Origin of the sequence: Serratia sp. CY33525 (assembly GCF_052169115.1) — a bacterium.
In the GTDB taxonomy this organism is placed as follows: domain Bacteria; phylum Pseudomonadota; class Gammaproteobacteria; order Enterobacterales; family Enterobacteriaceae; genus Serratia; species Serratia sarumanii.
The window spans coordinates 783,856-805,478 of the sequence record NZ_JBJNLK010000001.1 but is presented as its reverse complement, the minus strand read 5'-3'; the positions used below and the strand labels follow the sequence as shown (position 1 = coordinate 805,478).

At 58.9% G+C, this 21,623-nt stretch carries 25 protein-coding genes; 19 read left to right on the top strand and 6 right to left on the bottom strand.

Annotated features, from left to right (window positions below):
• The first annotated feature begins 3 nt into the window (after positions 1-3).
• The 6 genes from purF to hisP all read left to right on the top strand — a co-directional run bounded on the left by purF (position 4) and on the right by hisP (position 5,577).
• On the top strand, positions 4-1,521 hold the full coding sequence (gene purF, locus ACJ8IM_RS03800; RefSeq protein ID WP_033653751.1) for an amidophosphoribosyltransferase: 1,518 nt from the start codon (positions 4-6) through the stop codon (positions 1,519-1,521).
• A gap of 131 nt (positions 1,522-1,652) precedes the next feature.
• Positions 1,653-2,225 (top strand): UbiX family flavin prenyltransferase, encoded by a 573-nt coding sequence (locus tag ACJ8IM_RS03795; RefSeq protein WP_033635347.1) that lies wholly within the window; start codon positions 1,653-1,655, stop codon positions 2,223-2,225.
• Between the two features lie 304 nt (positions 2,226-2,529).
• Entirely contained in the window at positions 2,530-3,312 is a 783-nt protein-coding gene (gene hisJ / locus ACJ8IM_RS03790; RefSeq protein WP_033635346.1) for a histidine ABC transporter substrate-binding protein HisJ, read from the top strand.
• Between the two features lie 82 nt (positions 3,313-3,394).
• Positions 3,395-4,081: a histidine ABC transporter permease HisQ gene (locus ACJ8IM_RS03785; RefSeq protein WP_033635345.1), complete on the top strand. Its 687-nt coding sequence runs from the start codon at positions 3,395-3,397 to the stop codon at positions 4,079-4,081.
• Positions 4,078-4,782: an ABC transporter permease gene (locus ACJ8IM_RS03780; RefSeq protein WP_033653752.1), complete on the top strand. Its 705-nt coding sequence runs from the start codon at positions 4,078-4,080 to the stop codon at positions 4,780-4,782. The genes ACJ8IM_RS03785 and ACJ8IM_RS03780 overlap by 4 nt, the downstream gene beginning before the upstream one ends.
• Before the next feature lie 21 nt (positions 4,783-4,803).
• Positions 4,804-5,577 (top strand): histidine ABC transporter ATP-binding protein HisP, encoded by a 774-nt coding sequence (hisP, locus tag ACJ8IM_RS03775; RefSeq protein WP_004936098.1) that lies wholly within the window; start codon positions 4,804-4,806, stop codon positions 5,575-5,577.
• 7 nt (positions 5,578-5,584) lie between these two features.
• On the opposite strand, the gene ACJ8IM_RS03770 is transcribed toward hisP, so the two are convergent.
• The 3 genes from ACJ8IM_RS03770 to yfcG form a co-directional block, all read right to left on the bottom strand.
• On the bottom strand, positions 5,585-6,499 hold the full coding sequence (locus tag ACJ8IM_RS03770) for a TIGR01777 family oxidoreductase (RefSeq protein ID WP_033653753.1): 915 nt from the start codon (positions 6,497-6,499) through the stop codon (positions 5,585-5,587).
• Between the two features lie 16 nt (positions 6,500-6,515).
• The gene (gene folX, locus ACJ8IM_RS03765) at positions 6,516-6,887 is read right to left on the bottom strand and encodes a dihydroneopterin triphosphate 2'-epimerase (protein ID WP_033635340.1); all 372 of its coding nucleotides are present in this window, start codon (positions 6,885-6,887) and stop codon (positions 6,516-6,518) included.
• 109 nt (positions 6,888-6,996) lie between these two features.
• On the bottom strand, positions 6,997-7,626 hold the full coding sequence (gene yfcG, locus ACJ8IM_RS03760) for a GSH-dependent disulfide bond oxidoreductase (protein ID WP_033635339.1): 630 nt from the start codon (positions 7,624-7,626) through the stop codon (positions 6,997-6,999).
• A gap of 233 nt (positions 7,627-7,859) precedes the next feature.
• Between yfcG and yfcE the strand changes: the two genes are divergently transcribed.
• Together yfcE and yfcD are read left to right on the top strand one after the other, a co-directional pair.
• A complete protein-coding gene (gene yfcE, locus ACJ8IM_RS03755; protein ID WP_047571196.1) occupies positions 7,860-8,411 on the top strand; it encodes a phosphodiesterase in 552 nt (183 codons plus the stop codon).
• 99 nt (positions 8,412-8,510) lie between these two features.
• Positions 8,511-9,056, top strand: a complete 546-nt coding sequence (gene yfcD, locus ACJ8IM_RS03750; RefSeq protein ID WP_004936086.1) for an NUDIX hydrolase YfcD — start codon at positions 8,511-8,513, stop codon at positions 9,054-9,056.
• A gap of 54 nt (positions 9,057-9,110) precedes the next feature.
• Here yfcD and ACJ8IM_RS03745 read toward each other — a convergent pair whose 3' ends face one another.
• Complete coding sequence (locus tag ACJ8IM_RS03745; RefSeq protein WP_004936083.1) at positions 9,111-10,130, bottom strand: LacI family DNA-binding transcriptional regulator; 1,020 nt, start codon at positions 10,128-10,130, stop codon at positions 9,111-9,113.
• Positions 10,131-10,440: 310 nt separating this feature from the next.
• Between ACJ8IM_RS03745 and ACJ8IM_RS03740 the strand changes: the two genes are divergently transcribed.
• The 9 genes from ACJ8IM_RS03740 to ACJ8IM_RS03700 all read left to right on the top strand — a co-directional run bounded on the left by ACJ8IM_RS03740 (position 10,441) and on the right by ACJ8IM_RS03700 (position 16,610).
• On the top strand, positions 10,441-10,884 hold the full coding sequence (locus ACJ8IM_RS03740) for a PTS sugar transporter subunit IIA (protein ID WP_033653756.1): 444 nt from the start codon (positions 10,441-10,443) through the stop codon (positions 10,882-10,884).
• Between the two features lie 92 nt (positions 10,885-10,976).
• A complete protein-coding gene (locus tag ACJ8IM_RS03735; protein ID WP_025303676.1) occupies positions 10,977-11,258 on the top strand; it encodes a PTS sugar transporter subunit IIB in 282 nt (93 codons plus the stop codon).
• A gap of 23 nt (positions 11,259-11,281) precedes the next feature.
• Positions 11,282-12,661, top strand: a complete 1,380-nt coding sequence (locus ACJ8IM_RS03730) for a PTS ascorbate transporter subunit IIC (protein WP_004936074.1) — start codon at positions 11,282-11,284, stop codon at positions 12,659-12,661.
• Between the two features lie 13 nt (positions 12,662-12,674).
• Positions 12,675-13,526 (top strand): transketolase, encoded by an 852-nt coding sequence (locus ACJ8IM_RS03725; RefSeq protein WP_101455540.1) that lies wholly within the window; start codon positions 12,675-12,677, stop codon positions 13,524-13,526.
• Complete coding sequence (locus ACJ8IM_RS03720) at positions 13,519-14,478, top strand: transketolase family protein (RefSeq protein ID WP_101455539.1); 960 nt, start codon at positions 13,519-13,521, stop codon at positions 14,476-14,478. Before ACJ8IM_RS03725 ends, ACJ8IM_RS03720 begins: the two co-directional genes overlap by 8 nt.
• Before the next feature lie 223 nt (positions 14,479-14,701).
• Positions 14,702-15,241 carry a hypothetical protein gene (locus tag ACJ8IM_RS03715; protein WP_033635334.1) on the top strand — a complete coding sequence of 180 codons (540 nt, stop codon included), beginning with the start codon at positions 14,702-14,704 and terminating at the stop codon, positions 15,239-15,241.
• On the top strand, positions 15,238-15,660 hold the full coding sequence (locus ACJ8IM_RS03710) for a putative T6SS immunity periplasmic lipoprotein (RefSeq protein WP_041036067.1): 423 nt from the start codon (positions 15,238-15,240) through the stop codon (positions 15,658-15,660). Before ACJ8IM_RS03715 ends, ACJ8IM_RS03710 begins: the two co-directional genes overlap by 4 nt.
• A 133-nt stretch (positions 15,661-15,793) precedes the next feature.
• Positions 15,794-16,186: a polymorphic toxin type 44 domain-containing protein gene (locus ACJ8IM_RS03705; RefSeq protein ID WP_072008404.1), complete on the top strand. Its 393-nt coding sequence runs from the start codon at positions 15,794-15,796 to the stop codon at positions 16,184-16,186.
• Complete coding sequence (locus ACJ8IM_RS03700; protein ID WP_033653823.1) at positions 16,164-16,610, top strand: hypothetical protein; 447 nt, start codon at positions 16,164-16,166, stop codon at positions 16,608-16,610. Before ACJ8IM_RS03705 ends, ACJ8IM_RS03700 begins: the two co-directional genes overlap by 23 nt.
• Positions 16,611-16,720: 110 nt before the next feature.
• Here the strand turns inward: ACJ8IM_RS03700 and pta are convergent, their stop codons facing one another.
• Both pta and ackA read right to left on the bottom strand, forming a co-directional pair.
• Positions 16,721-18,880 carry a phosphate acetyltransferase gene (pta, locus tag ACJ8IM_RS03695; RefSeq protein WP_033653759.1) on the bottom strand — a complete coding sequence of 720 codons (2,160 nt, stop codon included), beginning with the start codon at positions 18,878-18,880 and terminating at the stop codon, positions 16,721-16,723.
• 74 nt (positions 18,881-18,954) lie between these two features.
• Complete coding sequence (ackA, locus tag ACJ8IM_RS03690; RefSeq protein WP_004936063.1) at positions 18,955-20,157, bottom strand: acetate kinase; 1,203 nt, start codon at positions 20,155-20,157, stop codon at positions 18,955-18,957.
• Between the two features lie 358 nt (positions 20,158-20,515).
• Here ackA and yfbV point away from each other — a divergent pair, with 358 nt between their 5' ends.
• Both yfbV and ACJ8IM_RS03680 read left to right on the top strand, forming a co-directional pair.
• On the top strand, positions 20,516-20,971 hold the full coding sequence (yfbV, locus tag ACJ8IM_RS03685; protein ID WP_004936061.1) for a terminus macrodomain insulation protein YfbV: 456 nt from the start codon (positions 20,516-20,518) through the stop codon (positions 20,969-20,971).
• A gap of 141 nt (positions 20,972-21,112) precedes the next feature.
• Positions 21,113-21,607 carry a YfbU family protein gene (locus ACJ8IM_RS03680; RefSeq protein ID WP_016926898.1) on the top strand — a complete coding sequence of 165 codons (495 nt, stop codon included), beginning with the start codon at positions 21,113-21,115 and terminating at the stop codon, positions 21,605-21,607.
• Positions 21,608-21,623: the final 16 nt, after the last annotated feature.

Below are 21,623 nucleotides of genomic sequence, written 5' to 3'. Positions count from 1 at the left end.
AACATGTGCGGTATTGTCGGTATCGCCGGTTTCATGCCGGTAAACCAGTCGATTTATGATGCGCTGACGGTGCTTCAGCACCGTGGCCAGGATGCCGCAGGCATCGTCACCATTGACGCCCACAACGGGTTCCGTTTGCGTAAAGCCAACGGCCTGGTGAAGGATGTGTTTGAGGCGCGCCATATGCAACGCTTGCAGGGCAACATGGGTATTGGCCATGTGCGTTACCCGACGGCCGGCAGCTCGAGCGCCTCTGAGGCCCAGCCTTTCTACGTCAACTCGCCGTTCGGCATTACGCTGGCCCACAACGGTAACCTGACCAACGCCCATGAGCTGCGCCAAAAGCTGTTCGAAAGCGGCCGCCGCCATGTCAACACCACCTCCGACTCGGAAATCCTGCTGAACGTGCTGGCCAGCGAGCTGGACCGTTTCCCGCACTACCCGCTGGAGGCCGACAACATCTTTACCGCGGTCGCCGCCATGCATCAGCAACTGCGCGGCGCTTACGCCTGCGTGGCGATGATCATCGGCCACGGTCTGCTGGCGTTCCGCGATCCGAACGGCATTCGCCCGCTGGTGATCGGCAAGCGCACGCTGGAGGATGGCCGCAGCGAGTACATGGTGGCTTCCGAAAGCGTGGCGCTGGATACCCTGGGCTTTGAGTTCCTGCGCGACGTGGCGCCGGGCGAAGCGGTGTATATCACCACCAAGGGCCAGCTGTTCACCCGCCAGTGCGCAGAGAACCCGAAAACCAACCCGTGCCTGTTCGAATACGTTTATTTCGCGCGCCCGGACTCCTTTATGGACAAGATCTCGGTCTACAGCGCCCGCGTGCGCATGGGCCAGAAGCTGGGCGAGAAGATTGCCCGCGAGTGGGAAGATCTGGATATCGACGTGGTGATCCCGATTCCGGAAACCTCCTGCGACATCGCGCTGGAGATCGCACGCATTCTCGAGAAGCCCTACCGCCAGGGCTTTGTGAAGAACCGCTACGTCGGCCGCACCTTCATCATGCCGGGCCAGCAGGCGCGTCGTCAGTCGGTGCGCCGCAAGCTGAACGCCAATCGCGCCGAGTTCCGCGACAAGAACGTGCTGCTGGTGGATGACTCCATCGTGCGCGGCACCACGTCGGAACAGATCGTCGAGATGGCGCGCGAAGCGGGCGCCAAGCGGGTGTACCTGGCTTCCGCCGCGCCGGAAGTGCGTTTCCCGAACGTTTACGGCATCGACATGCCGAGCGCCAACGAACTGATCGCCCACGGGCGCGAAGTGGATGAAATTCGCCAAATCATCGGCGCCGACGGGCTGATCTTCCAGGACCTCGACGATCTGATCGAAGCGGTGCGCGAAGAGAACCCGGACATCACCCAGTTCGAATGCTCGGTGTTCAACGGCATCTACGTGACCAAAGACGTCGATCAAAGCTATCTGGAATACCTGGAGTCGCTGCGCAACGACGACGCCAAGGCGCTGCGGGTGCAAACCGAAGCGGAAAACCTGGAACTGCATAACGAAGGCTAACCGCCTGCGTTGATCCATCAGGGGGCATCGCCGCGTCTGCGGCGGTGCGCCTTGCTCCTCTGACTTGCTTATCCCTCGCCATTGCGGCAAAGTCTGCCTGATCTTACTTTTTACGGCAGAGGCCATTTTCCATGAAACGACTCATCATCGGCATTTCCGGCGCCAGCGGCGCCATCTACGGCGTGCGCCTGTTACAGGTTCTGCGCGACGTCGCAGAGGTGGAAACCCATCTGGTGATGAGCAACGCGGCAAGACAGACGCTGGCGCTGGAAACGCCGTACAGCCTGCGGGAAGTGCAGGCGCTGGCCGACGTGGTGCACGATGCGCGCGACATCGCCGCCGGCATCTCCTCCGGCTCCTTCAAAACCCTGGGCATGGCGATACTGCCATGCTCAGTCAAAACGCTGTCCGGCATCGTCAACAGCTACAGCGACGGGCTGCTGACTCGCGCCGCCGACGTGGTGCTCAAAGAGCGCCGCCGTTTGGTGCTGTGCGTGCGGGAAACGCCGCTGCATTTGGGTCACCTGCGGTTGATGACCCAGGCGGCGGAGATGGGGGCGGTGATCATGCCGCCGGTGCCGGCGTTTTATCACCAGCCGAAAAGCGTGGAAGACATCATCGATCAGACCGTCAATCGGGTGATCGATCAGTTTGATATCGAACTGCCTGCCGATCTGTTCACCCGTTGGCAGGGCGTTAGTTAACATTTTCATCCCCAAATTGGCACATTTGTGCAACACCGCACTGAATTAGGGCGGCGCATGCACCATAATGATCCTACTTCATCACGTTCACTGTTTCATGGTGCCGCCTTGTCGCGGCTGCCAGTGGCGCGGCCCCGAGCGGCCGATTTAATTTTGCGGTTATCGTCCCAGGAAACAGTATTGTGAAGGCCGGAGCCGTTCCCTCCGCCCGTAGCACCTAATGTGGCACGATTACTGCAAATTGATTTGGTGGGGAAAAGTAATGCCCGTAGTGGCATCAAAAAAATCAATTTGAGGGTAATTTATGAAAAAGCTGGTTAAGGTTCTTCCTTTAGTCTTGGCTTTGGCGGCCGCAAACAGCGCATTCGCCGCTATCCCATCGACATTGAAGATCGGCACCGATCCGACTTATGCGCCGTTTGAATCCAAAAACGCCAAAGGCGAGCTGGTCGGCTTCGATATCGATTTGGCCAAAGAGCTGTGCAAACGCATAAATACCCAATGCACCTTCGTGGAGAGCGACTTTGACGCGCTGATCCCATCCCTCAAGGCGAAGAAAATCGACGCCATCATCTCTTCGCTGTCCATCACTGAAAAACGCCAGCAGGAAATCGCCTTTACCGACAAGCTGTATGCCGCCAACGCGCGTCTGATCGCGCCGAAGGGCTCCAAGCTGTTGCCTACCGTGGACGCCCTGAAAGGCAAGAGCGTGGGCGTGCTGCAGGGCACCACCCAGGAAGCCTACGCCAACGCCATGTGGCAGCCGAAGGGCGTCACGGTGGTGCCTTACCAGAACCAGGATCTGGTCTACGCCGATCTGGCGTCCGGGCGCATCGACGCCGCCTTCCAGGATGAAGTGGCGGGCAGCGACGGCTTCCTGAAACAGCCGCCGGGCAAAGACTACGCGTTCGCCGGCGAATCGGTGAAGGATGACAAATTCTTCGGCGTCGGCACCGGCATGGGGCTGCGCAAAGCCGATACCGAGCTGAAAGCCGCGCTGGACAAAGCCTTCGCCGAAATGCGCAAAGACGGCACCTACGATAAATACGCGAAAAAGTACTTCGACTTTGACGTCTACGGCGGGTAATCCGCTAACCGTTCCATGCTGTGACTGCGGGGCCGGTGTGCCGGCCCCGATGGTTCGGATCCTAGACCACAGGGTGAAGTAGATGCTGCAAGGCTATTCCCAACTGATTTTCGAGGGGGCTCTGGTGACGCTGGAGTTGGCCCTCAGTTCCGTATTGTTGGCGGTGGTGATCGGGTTGATCGGCGCCGGCGGCAAACTCTCCCACAACCCCCTTATTTCCGGCCTGTTCGGCGCTTACACCACGCTGATCCGCGGCGTGCCCGATCTGGTGCTGATGCTGCTGATCTTTTACGGTCTGCAAATCGCGCTGAACAATATCACTACGCTGCTGGGCTTCTCGCAGATCGATATCGATCCGCTCGGCGCCGGCATCATTACCCTCGGTTTTATCTACGGTGCTTATTTTACCGAGACCTTCCGCGGCGCTTATCTGGCGGTGCCGAAAGGGCAGATCGAAGCGGCGACGGCCTACGGCTTCAGCGGCGCGCAGATCTTCCGGCGCATTCTGTTCCCGGCGATGATGCGTTTCGCCTTGCCGGGCATCGGCAACAACTGGCAGGTGATCCTGAAGGCGACGGCGCTGGTGTCGATCCTCGGCCTGAACGACGTGGTGAAAGCCACGCAGCTGGCGGGGAAAGGCACCTATCAGCCGTTCTTCTTCGCCATCGTGGCCGGCGTGGTGTACCTGATCTTCACGACCGTTTCCAACGGCGTGCTGCTGTGGCTTGAACGGCGTTACTCACTGGGCGTCAAGAGGGCCGAGCTATGATCGAGATTTTGCAACAGTATTGGCAGTCGCTGCTGTGGAGCGACGGCTACCGTTTCACCGGCGTGGCGGTAACGCTGTGGCTGCTGATCGCTTCGGTGGTGATGGGCGGGCTGCTGGCGATCCCGATGGCGGTGGCGCGTGTCTCTTCCATCCGCTGGGTGCGTTTCCCGGTGTGGCTCTATACCTACGTGTTTCGCGGCACGCCGCTGTACGTGCAGCTGCTGGTGTTCTACTCCGGCATGTACAGCCTCGAGGTCGTGCGCGGCAGCGAGTTTCTCAATGCGTTTTTCCGCAGCGGGCTCAACTGCACCATCCTGGCGCTGACGCTCAACACCTGCGCCTATACCACCGAGATCTTCGCCGGGGCGATCCGCTCGGTGCCGCACGGTGAGATCGAGGCCGCCAACGCCTACGGTTTCTCGCGCTTCAAGATGTATCGCTGCATCATTTTGCCTTCGGCGCTGCGCACCGCGCTGCCGGCCTACAGCAACGAAGTGATCCTGATGCTGCACTCCACCGCGCTGGCGTTTACCGCCACCGTGCCGGATCTGCTGAAGATTGCGCGCGACATCAACGCCGCGACCTATCAGCCGTTTTACGCTTTCGGCATCGCGGCGGTGCTGTACCTGATCATCTCCTACGTGTTAATCAGCCTGTTCCGCAAGGCTGAAAAACGCTGGATGGCACACGTTAGTCACTGATAAATGACGGGAAGAAAAACCATGTCTGAGAATAAATTAGCCGTCACGGAACTGCACAAACGCTATGGCGACCACGAAGTGCTGAAGGGCGTCTCGCTGGCGGCCAACGCCGGGGATGTGATCAGCATCATCGGCTCCTCCGGCTCCGGCAAAAGCACCTTTCTGCGCTGCATCAACTTCCTCGAGAAGCCGAGCGAGGGCTCGATCAGCCTGAACAACGAAGACATCCGCATGGTGCGCGACAAAGACGGCCAGCTGAAGGTGTTCGACAAGAAGCAACTGCAGCTGCTGCGCACTCGCCTGACCATGGTGTTCCAGCATTTCAACCTGTGGAGCCACATGACGGTGCTGGAGAACGTGATGGAGGCGCCGGTGCAGGTGCTGGGGCTGAGCAAGGCCGACGCGCACGAGCGCGCGGTGCGTTATCTGGATAAGGTGGGCATCGATGAGCGGGCGCGCGGCAAATACCCGGTGCACCTGTCGGGCGGCCAGCAGCAGCGCGTTTCTATCGCCCGCGCGTTGGCGATGGAGCCGGAAGTGCTGCTGTTTGACGAACCGACGTCAGCGTTGGATCCCGAGCTGGTGGGCGAGGTGCTGCGCATCATGCAGAAGCTGGCGGAGGAGGGGAAAACCATGGTGGTGGTGACGCACGAAATGGAGTTTGCGCGCCACGTTTCCAACCACGTGATCTTCCTGCACAAAGGGTTGATTGAAGAACAGGGGCCGCCGGCCGAGCTGTTCGGCAACCCCAAAAGCCCGCGCCTGCAGCAGTTCCTGTCCGGCGCGTTGAAGTAACTTCAGATCAGCGGGCTTCGGCCCGCTGATTAATCACGTCATCCAGCGCCTGCTCCAGCTCCAGATAGCGGAAGTGGAAGCCGGCCTCCTCCAGCCGCTTCGGCACCGCCCGCTGGCCGCCGAGCACCAGCACCGCCGCTTCCCCCATCAACAAACGCATGACGAACGCCGGCACCCGCAGAAACGCCGGGCGATCGAGCACGTTGGCCAATTGGGCGGCGAACTGCTCGTTATGCACCGGGTAGGGGGCGACCATGTTGAACGGGCCGGTGAGCGTGGCGTGATCCAGCAGATAAATAATGCCGTTGACCATGTCGTCGAGATGGATCCACGGCAGGTATTGGCGGCCGTCGCCGATCGGGCCGCCCAGCCCGAAGCGGAACGGCGGCAGCATTTTGGCCAGCGCGCCGCCCTGCGGCGCCAGCACCACGCCGGTGCGCAGCAGGCAGACGCGGGTGGCGTCGCTCTGCGCCTGCAGCGCCAGCGCTTCCCAGCGTTGGCACAGCTGGTGGGTGAATTCGTCGTGCGGCGGCTCCTCTTCGGTGACCACCGCCTGCCCCTGATCGCCGTAGTAGCCAACGGCGGAACCGGAAATCAGCACGCCGGGCGGCGTGCTGCCGGCCTTGATCAACTGCGCCAAGCGTTCGGTCAGATCCCAGCGGCTATGACACAGCCGCTGCTTCTGCTGTGCGCTCCAGCGCTTGTCGGCGATAGGTTCGCCCGCCAGATTGATCACCGCATCGAAGTCATCCAGCGACTGCCGGTCGTCCAGCGTGCGCCAATAGCTCGGCTGGTCGCCGAGCCGGGCCCGGGCCCGCCGTTCGTCTCGCGTCAGTACCGTAATATGGTGAGAAAGCGGCAGCAGCCTGGCCGTCAGGCTGCTGCCGATCAATCCCGTTGCGCCGGTGATCAGGATCCGCATGGTCGACCTCCCTGAGTTAGTCCCTGCGATAGCTCATGGTCATGGAGACAGAATCGGCGTAGCGCAGAGCCAGAAGTTTATCTATCTCCACTTCAGCATAGGTCACCCAGGCGTGTTCTTTTACGATATCGAGCACATCCTGCGTTAATTTTTCCAGCAACGCGAAACGGTTATCTTCCACATGGCGGATGATAGCTTTGGTGATGGTGCGGTAGTTGAGCGCATCGGCGATGTCTTCGCTGTTGCGCGCCTTGTCCGCCGGGTAGTGGATCACCACGTTGATCAGAATGTCCTGTCGGTTGTTGATTTCCTCTTCCTTGATACCGATGAACGTGCGCAGCCGCAGATTTTTAATGCGAATAACGGCGTCGGGTTGACTGAAAGACATCAGAGATTCTCCATAGGTCTGATTATTGGCGTTCAGAATACACGGAAAGTAGGGAAATGATAACGTAGGGACGATGTGACTCCCCGGTGGCGGGGAGTCGGGGAGGCACTTAGCCTTGTTCGGCCAGCTTATAGGCGCGCTCGGTCGCCGGGCGGTTGCTGATGCGTTCGAACCAGTTGCGCACCGCCGGGTAATCCGCCAGATCGATGCGCTGGCGCGGATGCGACACCACCCACGGGTAGGTGGCGATATCGGCGATGCTGTAGTTGTCGCCGCCCAGGTACGGGTGTTTTTGCAGTTCGGCTTCCAGCACGCCGTACAGCCGCTTGGTCTCCAGATGATAACGCTCGATGGCGTAGGGCACCGGCTGCGGCGCGTAGTGGTTGAAGTGGTGATTCTGCCCGAGCATCGGCCCGAACCCGGCCACCTGCCAGAACAGCCACTGCAGGGTGGCGGCGCGTTCGCGCAGGCCCTTGCTCAGCAGTTTGCCGGTCTTCTCCGCCAGATACAGCAGGATTTCACCGGATTCGAACAGGCTGATCGGCTCGCCGCCATCCACCGGTTGCTGATCGACGATCGCCGGGATTTTGTTGTTGGGAGAAATGCTCAGAAAGTCCGGTTTGAACTGCTCGCCGGCGCTGATGTTTACGCGATGGATACGGTAGGGTAAGCCGACCTCTTCCAAAAACAAGGTGATCTTGTGACCATTGGGAGTAGGCGCGTAATACAGGTCAATCATGTTGCCTCCTGCGGTAAGGTGATCTGTAATTCATTACACGTTGCTGCGGTCTTCGCCGCGCACAAAGGTATATCAGAGATCCAACAATAGCAGCTAAGGATAGCAGGCTATGTGGGATTCGTCCGATGCTATCTGCGCGGCTGGATCACAATTCTCCATCGGGGCGGGCGGCGGTTTGCCGCACGGCGCCGGCGCGGTAAAATGGCGCTTATTTCCCTCTATAGGACAAGGTTATGAAGCTGATGTTCGCCTCGGATATCCACGGCTCGCTGCCGGCCACCGAACGCGTGCTGGAATTGTTTGAACAAAACGGCGCCGACTGGCTGATTCTTCTGGGTGATTTGCTGAATCACGGCCCGCGCAACGCGCTGCCGGCCGGGTATCAGCCCGCTCAGGTTGCCGAACGATTGAATCGCTATAGCGACAAGATCATCGCCGTTCGCGGCAATTGCGACAGCGAGGTCGATCAGATGCTGCTGACGTTTCCCATCGAGGCGCCCTGGCAACAGGTTTTACTGCAAAAAAGACGATTGTTTTTGACCCACGGTCACCTTTATCATCCCTCGGCACTGCCGCCGTTATCCCGCGGTGACGTCCTGGCCTACGGCCATACGCATCTGCCGCAGGCGGAGCGGCAGGGTGAGATCTATTGCTTCAATCCGGGCTCGGTCAGCATCCCCAAAGGGGGCTTTCCGGCCAGCTACGGCATGTTGGATCGGGGCACTTTGAGCGTGCTGACGCTCGACGACGGCAAGGTCGTCGCGGAGGTGGCGTTAACACGCTAAACGCACTAATTTATACACACACAATAAAAATCTTTGAAAAGCACTCATTGATTAACCAGCGCGCGGGATGCATCGCGCCAAAATAGAAGGTTTTAGAGGATGGCGGAACAGGGTCAGGCTGCAGATACCGAATGGGTTGATATCGTCGACGAGCAAAACGAGGTGATTGCGCAATCCAGTCGTCAACAGATGCGGGCGGAGCGGCTGCGTCATCGTGCTACCTATATTGTGGTGCATGATGGGATGGGAAAAATTCTGGTGCAGCGTCGCACCGAGATCAAAGACTTCTACCCGGGCTGGCTGGACGCGACGGCGGGCGGCGTGGTGCAAAGCGGTGAAAACGTGCTGGACTCGGCGCGCCGCGAGGCGGAAGAAGAGCTGGGCATCGCCGGCGTGCCTTTCGCCGAACACGGTCTGTTCTACTTCGAAGAAGAGCAGTGCCGGGTGTGGGGCGCGCTGTTCAGCTGCGTATCGCACGGCCCGTTCGCGCTGCAGGAAGAAGAAGTGGCCGAGGTGTGCTGGCTGACGCCGGAAGAGATCACCGCGCGCTGCGACGAGTTTACTCCGGATTCGCTGAAGGCGCTGTCGCTGTGGCTGACGCGCAACAACGAACAGGATTACGGCAAGCCGCTCGACAACCACTGAGACGCCAACGCGTAAGAAAGCCGGTCATCGACCGGCTTTTTTTATGGTGCGGATTCAGCAGCTGTCGCGGCGGCACAGCGTGGCGGGCAGGGAACCTGCCGGCTGCCAGGGCTGCTCATTCAGCCGCGCCAGCAGCGCCTGGCCGGCCTGAATGCCGATGTCGCGATGCGGAATGGTCATGGTGGTCAGCGGCGGCTGGCACACCCGGCTGAACTCGCTGTTGCCGAACCCCACCACCGCCAGATTGTCCGGCACCTTGATGCGCCGCCGCTGGCATTCATACAGCGCGCCGCCGGCCAGTTCGTCCGAGGCGCACACCAGCGCGTCCAGCTCCGGCCAGGCCAGCAAGAATTCCGGCAGCTGCTGCGCGCCGGTGCTGAAGCTGGCGGGCTGCGCGGCGTTGATCACCCGATGCGGCGACATATGGTTGCGCAGCAGCGCCTTGTGCCAGCCCTGCAGGTGCTGCTGGAAGATCCACTGTTCCTGGTTGGCGCACAGCAGCCCGATGTTCTGATAGCCGCTGGCGATCACCGTTTGCGTCAGCTGATACATCGCCGCCACGTAGTCGATGCCGATGCTCATGTCGATCGGATCGGCGCGTACGGCGCCGATCTCCACCACCGGAATGTTGGCGGCGATCAGCGCGTTGCGGGCGTTTTGCGAATGCTCGACGCTGAGCAGCACCGCCGCCGCCAGGTTGTAGGAAAGCAGGGTCTCCAGCAGCTTCTCTTCGCGCTCCAGATGGTGCTGCGATTCCGCCAGCATGATGTGATAACCGGCCGGCTGCAGCACTTTCTGCAGGCCGGCGAACATCTCGGCGCAGCCGGATTCGGACAGGCTGGGCACCACCATGGCGATGGTGTAGGACGAGGCCGACGCCAGCGAGCTGGCGGCCAGGTTGGGCAGATACCCCAGTTCGCTTACCGCGGCTTCAATCTTCTCGCGCAGTTTGTCTGAAACCTGCTCCGGCGTGCGCAGCGCGCGCGACACCGTCATGGTGCCGACGCCTGCCAGCTGCGCTACGTCAGCCAACGTCACCCTGCCCGTGCTGCGTCGTTTTTTACCGATCGACATGCCTAATCCCGACTGAAATGCGCGCGCGGCGCATAAAAATGGTGAGGGCGGGAAGCCGACGGCGCGGCTTCGACGATCCCCGTATGCGGCACATTCTACCCCGTTACCCGAAAGAGCGAGAAAAAATTGTGGTTAACGCCATGCCGCGGCGCGGCGTTTTGATAGCGCTATCACAGATCTGCATGATAGCGCTTTGGTAGCGCTATCTTTGTGATATCCATCACTGTGTGGCCGGGAGGGGTTGATTAAAGTTTTACCGTCGTCGGTGAATTAATCACCGGCCGAAACCATCAACCTTTAGGAGGGTAACGTGCTGAAAGAGTGGCTGACCGCCGATCATATACAGCTGTGCGAACGGGTGGAGGACTGGCGCCAGGCGGTCACGCTGAGCGCGCAGCCGCTGCTGCAAGACGGCGTGATTACGCCGAATTACCTGACGGCCATCTTTCATCAGCAGGAGAAGCTCGGCCCCTACTTCGTCCTGGCACCGGGCATCGCCATGCCGCACGCCCGGCCCGAAGAGGGCGCCAACGCGTTGGGATTATCGCTGTTGAAGATCCATCAGGGGGTGAATTTTCATTCCGCAGATAACGATCCGGTTCAGGTGGTGGTGATGCTTTCGGCGCCCGACGGCGACAGCCACATCGAATTGATTTCGCAACTGGCGGAATTATTTTCAGACAATCAGGCCATGGCGGCGTTATTTCACGCCAAAGATAAACGGCAAATCGAGGATATTATCGCCCGCTATTAACGCTTAATCACCAGGAATACCATCAATGCTAACAACGCCGGGAATATGACCGGCGGCGCTACCCTACACGCTAAATTCAACAGGTGGATATTATGAAAATCATGGCGATCTGCGGTTCCGGTCTCGGCAGCAGTTTTATGGTGGAAATGAACATTAAAAAGGTGCTGAAAAAGATGGGCGTGGAGGCCGAGGTCGAACACTCCGATCTGTCGTCCGCCACCCCCGGCGCCGCCGACGTGTTCGTGATGGCGAAAGACATCGCCGACAGCGCCAGCGTACCGGCCGAGCAGCTGGTGGTGATCAGCAACATCATCGACATTAATGAGCTGGAAGCCAAGCTGCGCGCTTACTTCGAAGCCCACTCAATCATCTGAATAAAACGATTGGCGAGGTGGATATGTTTATCCAGGAAACGCTTAAGTTTGTGGTGGATATATTAAAGGTGCCTTCGGTGCTGGTCGGGCTTATTGCGCTGATCGGTTTGCTGGCGCAAAAGAAATCGTTTTCCGACGTGGTGAAAGGCACGGTAAAAACCATTCTCGGATTTATCGTTTTAGGCGGCGGCGCCACGGTATTGGTCGGGTCGCTCAATCCGCTGGGCGGCATGTTCGAACATGCGTTCAATATTCAGGGCATCATTCCGAATAACGAAGCCATTGTCTCGATCGCGCTGGAGAAATACGGTGCCTCCACCGCGCTGATCATGGCGTTCGGCATGGTGGCGAATATCGTGGTGGCACGCTTCACCCGGCTGAAATACATCTTCCTGACCGGCCACCACACTTTCTACATGGCCTGCATGATCGGCATCATCCTGACGGTGGCGGGCTTCGAGGGCGTGCAACTGGTGTTTACCGGCGCGCTGACCCTGGGGCTGGTGATGGCGTTCTTCCCGGCGATCGCCCAGCGCTATATGCGCCGCATCACCGGCAACGACGATATCGCCTTCGGCCACTTCGGCACCCTGGGCTACGTGCTGTCCGGCTGGATCGGCTCGAAGGTGGGTAAAAACTCGCGCTCGACCGAGGAGATGAACCTGCCGAAAAACCTCAGCTTCCTGCGCGACAGCTCCATTTCGATCTCGATGACCATGATCGTCATCTACCTGATCCTGGCGATCTGCGCCGGGCGGGCCTATGTGGAAAGCGAGCTCAGCGGCGGCCAGAACTACCTGGTGTATTCGATCATTCAGGCCATCACCTTCGCCGCCGGGGTGTTCATCATCCTGCAGGGCGTGCGCTTGATTCTGGCGGAGATCGTGCCGGCGTTCACCGGCTTCTCGGAAAAGCTGGTGCCTAACGCGCGGCCGGCGCTGGATTGCCCGGTGGTCTATCCCTATGCCCCCAACGCGGTGCTGATCGGCTTCCTGTTCAGCTTCCTTGGCGGATTGGCCGGGCTGTTCCTGCTGGGGCAGCTGAAGATGGTGCTGATCCTGCCCGGCGTGGTGCCGCACTTCTTCACCGGCGCTACCGCTGGGGTGTTCGGCAACGCCACCGGCGGGCGGCGCGGCGCGATGCTGGGCGCCTTCGCCAACGGGCTGCTGATCACCTTCCTGCCGGTATTGCTGCTGCCGGTGCTGGGGGCGTTGGGCTTTGCCAACACCACCTTCTCCGACGCCGACTTCGGCGCGATCGGCATCCTGCTGGGCAATATGGCGCGCTTTATGTCGAAAGAGATGATCATGCTGGCGATCGTCGCCGTGTTCGCGCTGCTGGTGGCGCATAATTTCCTGGGAAAACGCAAAGGCGCGCCGGCCGCTGACCGCGTCGAGAAATAACGAGGGCAGACTGATGAACTACACAACGAGCGAAACGGAAATTGAAGAGCTGCATGCCCTGGCGCGCGCGATCCGCCTGGAAACGCTGAAAGCGCTGACCGGGCTGGGCTTCGGCCACTACGGCGGCTGCATGTCGGTGGTGGAGACGCTGGCGGTGCTGTATGGCAGCGTGATGCGCATCGATCCGGCGGATCCGGACTGGCCGGAGCGCGATGATTTCGTGCTGTCGAAAGGGCACGCCGGCCCGGCGCTGTACAGCACGCTGGCGATCAAGGGCTACTTCCCGCTGGCGGAGCTGAAGACCCTCAACCAGAACGGCACGCGTCTGCCAAGCCACCCGGACCGGCTGCGCACGCGCGGCGTGGACGCCACCACCGGTTCGCTGGGGCAGGGCGTGTCGATCGCCGCCGGCATGGCGTTATCCCATCGGCTGGCGGGGCGCCGCAATCGGGTGTTCAGCATCCTCGGCGATGGGGAACTGAATGAAGGGCAGTGCTGGGAGGCGTTCCAGTTTATCGCCCACCACAATCTGAACAACCTGACGCTGTTCATCGATTACAACAAGCAACAGCTGGACGGCGCGCTGGACGAGGTGATCCAACCGTTCGATCTGGCCGCCAAGTTCCGCACCTTCGGCTTTGAGGTGCAGACCATCAAGGGCGACGACATCGCGGCGCTGCTGGCGGCGGTAGCGCCGGCGCGCGGCGGCGAACAGCGGCCGCTGGCGATCGTGCTCGACAGCATCAAAGGGCAGGGCGTGGCCTATCTGGAAAACCTGTCGAACTCTCACCACCTGCGCCTGACGCCGGACGTGCAGCAGGAAATCGAAAAAGCCATCGCCGAACTGGAGGCCGCCCATGTTTAACGTAGTGACGCAGTTGGAAAACGACGCCGTCGAAATGCGCAAAGTCTACGCCGGCGCGGTGCGTCGGCAGATTGAGGCGGGCGCGCCGATCATCGCGCTGGAGGCGGATCTGATGAGCTCGATGGCGATGGACGGCGTACACAAGGATCACCCGCAGCACGTGATCAACTGCGGCATCATGGAGGCCAATGTGATCGGCGTCGCCGCCGGGCTGTCGCTCACCGGCCGGGTGCCGTTCGTGCATACCTTTACCGCCTTCGCCAGCCGCCGCTGTTTCGATCAGCTGTTCATGTCGCTGGATTATCAGCGCAACAACGTCAAGGTGATCGCCTCCGACGCCGGGGTGAGCGCCTGCCACAACGGCGGCACCCACATGTCGTTCGAGGACATGGGCATCGTGCGCGGGCTTGCGCATTCGGTGGTGCTGGAAGTGACCGACGCCACCATGTTCGCCGACATTCTGCGCCAGCTGATGGATCTGCGCGGCTTCTACTGGGTGCGCACCATTCGCAAGCAGGCGACGCGCATCTATCAGGAGGGCTCGCGCTTTACCATCGGCAAGGGCAACCTGCTGCGCGACGGCGACGACATTACGCTGATCGCCAACGGCATCATGGTGTCGGAGGCGCTGAAGGCGGCGCAGAGGCTGGCGCAGCAGGGCGTCAGCGCGGCGGTGATCGATATGTTCACCCTCAAGCCTATCGACCGTGAACTGATCAAAACCTACGCGGCCAAGACCGGGCGCATCGTCACCTGTGAAAACCACAGCATTCATAACGGGCTGGGATCGGCGGTGGCGGAGGTGCTGGCGGAAGAGTGCCCGACGCCGATGCGGCGCGTGGGGGTGAAGGAGCGTTACGGCCAGGTGGGCACCCAAGCGTTCTTGCAACAGGAGTATGGCCTGACCGCCGAGCATATTCTGGAGGCCGCCGGGCAGCTGCTGCAAAAATAGTTCTCGAGTCAATCACAACTGCTGTAACGAATGAGGTCTGGTGCTATGTATAAAGCACATACCTTCCTGCCCAGTATCTGAGTTATGACTCACGCGTTATCAACTGAGAAGCCCCTTAGGGGGCTTTTTGTTTTTAATGGATAATAGATGGCCAATGCTTGGGTAAAAAGAGATAATAAAAACAGTCTAATAAATACAATAAGTTATATTCATGGAGTGAATAATGATAACAGCAAGAGGCTCGTTCAGAAGGCTGACGCTAGGCGAGATCACGCTATCCCGTTTTCTCTATAAAAATGCCATCGACTACAGTCTTGTTAAAGTGCATAACGCGAGCTATTTCCCGTTTGGTTTGCAGAATGAGGAAACGGCCGTTACGCCTAATGGTGAACTTTATTGGCCTGAAAAACACTTCAGGGAAGATTTTTCCACAGAAACAACGCGCTACCTATGGTGGTTCATGCATGAAATGGCCCACGTATGGCAGTATCAGATGGGGATGAACGTCCGGCTGCGGGGAATAATGAGCTGGGCGGTAACTTATAAATACTCGCTGCCTGATTACTACTCCTTAGCTGATTATGGTATGGAGGCACAAGCTAGCCTTCTTGCAGATTACTTCATCCTTTCTCGTTATGGCAAAGAACGGTGGTTTGAGGTGAAACTGATGCAAGGTATTATAGGTCCAGATTTGAAAAGCCGTTATGAGCATGTTTTGAAAGGATTTCTTAATGCTCCTGCCGACAGGAAAAACCTGAAATGAGAAGAATCTATACCCTCATCATGATGATGTTGCTCAGTGGCTGTATGCTTGAAAAGCAACGTTTTTACGCTGCGGATATTACGCTGCGGGGAAATGATCTCTGTTTCTCTTTACCGCAAGCCTACCCAACACAGAGTGGCAGGGTCAGTCTGGTCAGCATCGCTATTGAACAACGGTTGGATAGCCAAACGCATGAGCTCTGGCGTAGGACCACTCTACCACCGAAGCCCGTTGAGACGATTACGCCCGGCCAATGTATCCCATACTCGTTCAAGGCATTTGAGAGCAATGTGCCATACACCGTGGCAATCAGTACCGTAGATCCTCAGGATGCAGATTCCAAACGTTTCTGGCAGCGCAGTTTCTCGCTGAAAATCAGCGACGGACAGATTTTGCAGGTTATTGCCAGTGCGGAGTAATAAAGCGAGAGAAGGGATGAATGAAATGACAAGGACGGCAATGTGTGTGAAACGAAGCGATAGGCATAACGCTTGAGAGAGTGCCGTTGGGTTTCTGCACCATAAATTACATTCGGCTCTCAAGGAGGAGATTATGGCCGTGGTTCCATTACTGCCGCCAGGCGGTTTTACTGTTCTTGCCAGAAACTTGCGTGAGGCGCGCAGGCAGGGGCAACCACGCAACATGGCGTTGCCTGGTACTTATTATTGGTTCTACCAGCAGGTAAAAAATCGGGGCCCTTGGGATTACAAGCAGCAAAATCGCGCATTGGCTAACTTTGGTAATTTCAATTATGGTGCAACCGGTACTGCGGCTGGAATTCCCGCAGAAATTTTGTTGATGGGCGCCGGATTTGCTCAGTCACGGGCAGGAACATCTCGGTCAGAATGGAGTCATTGGTATCAACGCCCGCCGTATGGTGATGACCCTCAGGATCAATATTGGATCAAGCAAGGAATTGATTATGCAAATCGGCATGGTTACTAGATGGGCTCATCGGCTGCTGACGGCAATTTTGTTGGTTATTGTCGTCGGATTGGCGGGATACTGGTATACCACCCGCGATACTTATGACGATAAGCTCTATAGCAAAAAGCAGTTGACCGACGATATTTGGCTCTACATCACCGAGTACCAGAATGCGGGGGCTACCGACACGGATGTGTATCGTTACTATTTGAACCGAAGCCTGGATGGGGACCCTATCAAAGTGCTGGGGCAAAGCGCGCCAATCTTGACGGCGGATCGGGCTGATGCAACTATCCGTGGTGAGGGAAACCGCATCACCATCAATTTTTCCGGCAAGGTGTATTCCTTTACGAATTCGGCATTTTTCTATGCCACGAACAGCCAAACACCCATCATGCCCACCATTGATTTTTCTGCACGGGGCGTCAGCGCCTGGCGATGATGGTGGGTGCAGCGGATTTGGCGGATATTGTCTAAAACAGCATAATCACCAAGAATATCAGGCATAAAAAAGCCAGTCAGGATTACCTGACTGGCTTTTTTTACGGTTTATTACGCCTTGGCGGCGGCAGCGTCAGCCTGGGAAGACTGGATCGCCGTCAGCGCGACGGTGTAGACGATATCGTCAACCAGTGCGCCGCGCGACAGGTCGTTCACCGGCTTGCGCATGCCTTGCAGCATCGGCCCGATGGAGACCAGGTCAGCGGAACGCTGTACCGCTTTGTAGGTGGTGTTGCCGGTGTTCAGATCCGGGAAGATGAACACGGTCGCCTGGCCGGCTACCGGTGAGTTCGGCGCCTTGGACTTGGCAACGTCGGCCATGATGGCGGCGTCGTACTGCAGCGGGCCGTCGATGATCAGGTCCGGGCGTTTTTCCTGTGCCAGACGGGTCGCTTCGCGCACTTTCTCGACGTCGCTACCCGCGCCGGAGTTGCCGGTGGAGTAGGAGATCATCGCTACGCGCGGCTCGATGCCGAAGGCCGCGGCGGAATCTGCAGACTGGATGGCGATTTCAGACAGCTGCTCGGCGGTCGGATCCGGGTTGATCGCGCAGTCGCCGTAGACCAGTACCTGGTCAGGCAGCAGCATGAAGAACACGGAGGACACCAGCGAGCTGCCCGGCGCGGTTTTGATCAGCTGCAACGGCGGGCGGATGGTGTTGGCGGTGGTGTGAACCGCGCCGGAGACCAGACCGTCGACTTCGCCTTGTTCCAGCATCAGGGTGCCGAGCACCACGTTGTCTTCCAGCTGCTCGCGCGCGACCACTTCGGTCATGCCCTTGCTCTTGCGCAGCTCAACCAGACGCGGCACGTAGTTTTCACGCACGGCGACCGGATCGACGATTTCGATGCCTTTGCCCAGCTCAACGCCTTGCGCTGCCGCGACGCGCTGGATTTCTTCCGGGTTGCCGAGCAGCACGCATTCCGCGATGCCGCGTTCGGCGCAGATGGCCGCCGCTTTCACGGTGCGCGGCTCGTCGCCTTCCGGCAGCACGATGCGCTTGCCGGCTTTACGCGCCAGCTCGGTCAGCTCGTAACGGAACGCCGGTGGAGACAGACGGCGTGAACGCTCGGAGGTGGCGGTCAGCGAGTCGATCCATTCGGTGTTGATGTGGCTGGCCACGTAGTTCTGCACTTTCTCGATGCGCTGGTGGTCGTCCGCCGGCACTTCGAGGTTGAAGCTCTGCAGGCTCAGCGAGGTCTGCCAGGTGTTGGTATCGACCATGAACACCGGCAGGCCGGTCTGGAAGGCGCGTTCGCACAGCTTCTTGATCGGCTCGTCGATGGCGTAGCCGCCGGTCAGCAGGATGGCGCCGATTTCCACGCCGTTCATCGCCGCCAGGCAGGCGGAGACCAGCACGTCAGGACGGTCTGCGGAGGTCACCAGCAGAGAGCCTGGGCGGAAGTGTTCCAGCATGTGCGGGATGCTGCGCGCACAGAAGGTCACGGACTTCACGCGGCGGGTCATGATGTCGCCTTCGTTGACCACGCGGGCCTTCAGGTGGCGAGCCATGTCGATGGCGCGGGTGGCGATCAGATCGAAGCTCCACGGCACGCAGCCCAGAACTGGCAGCGGGCTGTTGGCGAACAGCTGCGCAGGATCGACGTGGGCGATGCTGGCTTTGGTGGAGTCGTCGAAGATTTCGGACAGGTCAGGACGGGTGCGGCCCTGATCGTCGACCGGTGCGTTCAGCTTGTTGATGATCACGCCGGTGATGTTTTTGTTCTTGCTGCCGCCGAAGCTGGTGCGCGCCAGTTCGATGCGCTCTTTCAGCTGCGCCGGGGAGTCGTTGCCCAGCGCCAGCACGAAGACGATCTCGGCGTTCAGGGTTTTGGCGATCTCGTAGTTCAGCGCGTTGGCGAACTGATGCTTGCGGGTCGGCACCAGGCCTTCGATCAGCACCACTTCCGCGTCTTTGGTGTTCTCGTGGTAACGCGCCACGATCTCTTCCATCAGCACGTCTTGCTGGTTGGAGCTCAGCAGGCCCTCAACGTAGTCCATGCGCAGCGGTTCGGCCGCCGGAATGGTGGAGTTGCTGCGGATGATGGTGGTGGTCTGGTCGAGCGCGTTGTCGCCGGTGCGCGGTTGAGCGATAGGCTTGAACACGCTCAGACGAACGCCTTTTTGCTCCATGGAGCGGATGACACCCAGGCTGACGCTGGTCAGGCCGACGCTGGTGCCGGTGGGGATCAACATAATAGTACGTGACACAGAATAGTCCTCTTCACGATTAACATGAGGCTAAAACAACACCGTCAGCCTGGGCTGACGGTGTTTTGAGAGCATTACGCGGTCAGGCGGGATGCGTCCTGCGCGATGACCAACTCTTCGTTGGTCGGGATCACCAGCGCCAGGCGGCTGCCGTCTTTGGTGATGGCGCCGGATTTGCCGAAGCGAGCGGCCATGTTGCGGTCGTGGTCGATTTCGAAGCCCAGCAGGCCCAGTTTGTTCAGGGTCAGCTCACGCACCATGCCGGCGTTCTCGCCGATGCCGCCGGTGAAGATCACCGCGTCCAGACGGCCTTCCATCAGCGCGCTGTATGCGCCGACGTATTTGGCCAGACGGTGGCAGAACACATCCATGGCGCGTTTGGCGTCGGCTTTGCTGTCGTAGTTGTCTTCAACGTAACGGCAGTCGCTGGTGACCTCGGTCAGGCCCAGCAGGCCGGATTCTTTGGTCAGCATCTTGTTGATCTGGTCAACGCTCATGCCCAGAGAATCGTGCAGGTGGAAGATGATAGCCGGATCGATGTCACCGCTGCGGGTGCCCATCACCAGGCCTTCCAGCGGGGTCAGGCCCATGGAGGTGTCAACGCACTGGCCGTTGCGCACTGCGGTAACGGAACCGCCGTTGCCCAGGTGGCAAGTGATCACGTTCACTTCTTCCACCGGCTTGTTCAGCATCTTCGCGGCTTCCTGAGTCACGTAGAAGTGGCTGGTGCCGTGCGCGCCGTAGCGGCGAACGCCGTGGTCGCGGTACAGGCTGTACGGCAGGGCATACAGGTAAGATTCTTCCGGCATGGTCTGGTGGAACGCGGTGTCGAACACGGCAACGTTCTTGTCGGCCAGGTGAGGGAAGGATTTCAGTGCTTCCGCGATGCCGATCAGGTGAGCCGGGTTGTGCAGTGGTGCAAACGGCACGGAATCTTTGATACCCTGCAGAACTTCGTCGTTGATCACGGCGGAAGCGGTGAACTTCTCGCCGCCGTGCACGATGCGGTGGCCGATGGCGGTCAGCTGCGCGGAAAGCTCTGGTTTTTGTGCCAGAATAGTATTAACGATGAAGTTCAGCGCTTCGCTGTGTGCAGCGCCGGCCCCCAGGGCAGCTTCGTGTTTGGCGCCGTCCATTTTCCACTTGATGCGAGCTTCAGGCAGGTGGAAACACTCGGCCAAACCGGAGAGGAATTCGTCGCCGTTAACGGCATCGATGATGGCGAATTTCAGAGAAGAACTGCCGCAGTTAAGAACCAGTACTAGCTTACTCGACATGGAAGTACCTACTTAAATAGTCGTGTTGTTAAAAGAAAATCGAAAACACGTGGTGAATTAATCGTCAATCAGACAACAAGCGTAGCGCATAGTGCCGATGACATTTATGATTAACATCATGTGACGTGCACAAATCACAGGATGATGGAAAAACCGATGATTTCTCTGCGGTTTAAATAATCTTGATTTTTATAGGGCTAAAAGTTGACAAAATTTGCGTCATCTTCTACCGGCCACAAGGCCGGCTTAGGATACCGATAGCCCGGTGTAAACACAAAATAAATTTAAAGCTTCAAATTTTTTAGTATGGTCTCTGGCAGCATGCTTTTAGTTTCTTTACGTGACGTTGAGGTACGCAATGACGAGCAAACCGTCCGGTTCCGTAAGCTGGTTTCAGGTCTTCCAGCGCGGGCAGCATTATATGAAAACCTGGCCGTCGGACAAACGTCTGGCACCGGTCTTTCCGGAGAACCGCGTTGCGCGTGCCACCCGTTTCGCTATCCGTTTCATGCCGCCGTTGGCGATTTTCACGCTGACCTGGCAGATTGCGCTCGGCGGCCAGCTCGGCCCGGCGATCGCCACCGCGCTGTTCGCCTGCAGCCTGCCGATGCAGGGGCTGTGGTGGCTGGGGCGCCGTTCGGTCACGCCGCTGCCGCCGACGCTGCTGCAATGGTTCCATGAGGTGCGCAACAAGCTGACGGAAGCCGGGCAGGCGGTGGCGCCGCTCGAAGGCACGCCGACCTATCAGACGTTGGCCGATCTGCTCAAGCGCGCTTTCAAGCAGCTGGACAAAACTTTCCTCGACGATCTGTAAATGAAAAAGGCCGCGTTGTGCGGCCTTTCTCGTCAAAGCGCCAATAACCCCGGTTTAAATCAAAGAACGGTCGAGTTGTGATTTCCTGCGTTCTTGCGCTGTGCGATGCTCCCGCCATCACACAGAAATGAGGAAATCCTGATGGAAATGACCAACGCCCAGCGGCTGATCCTGTCGAACCAGTACAAGATGATGACCCTGCTCGATCCGGACAACGGCGACCGTTATCGCCGGTTGCAAACCATCGTCGAACGCGGCTTCGGTTTGCAAATGCGCGAACTGGATCGCGACTTCGGCGAACTGAGTGAAGAGGTGTGCCGCACCATCATCAACGTGATGGAGATGCACCATGCGCTGCAGGTTTCCTGGGGCAACCTGAAAGAGAAGCAGGATCTGGACGAGCGCCGCCTGGCGTTTCTCGGCTTCGACGCCGCCACCGAGGCGCGCTACCTGAGCTACGTGCGTTTCCTGGTCAGCACCGAGGGGCGCTATACTCACTTCGATTCCGGCAGCCACGGTTTCAACGCCCAGACCAAAATGTGGGAAAAATACCAGCGCATGCTGGCGATCTGGTTGGCCTGTCCGCGCCAGTATCACTTGAGCGCCGTTGAGATAGCGCAAATCATCAATGCTTGATTAAGAAGAGGTTTTC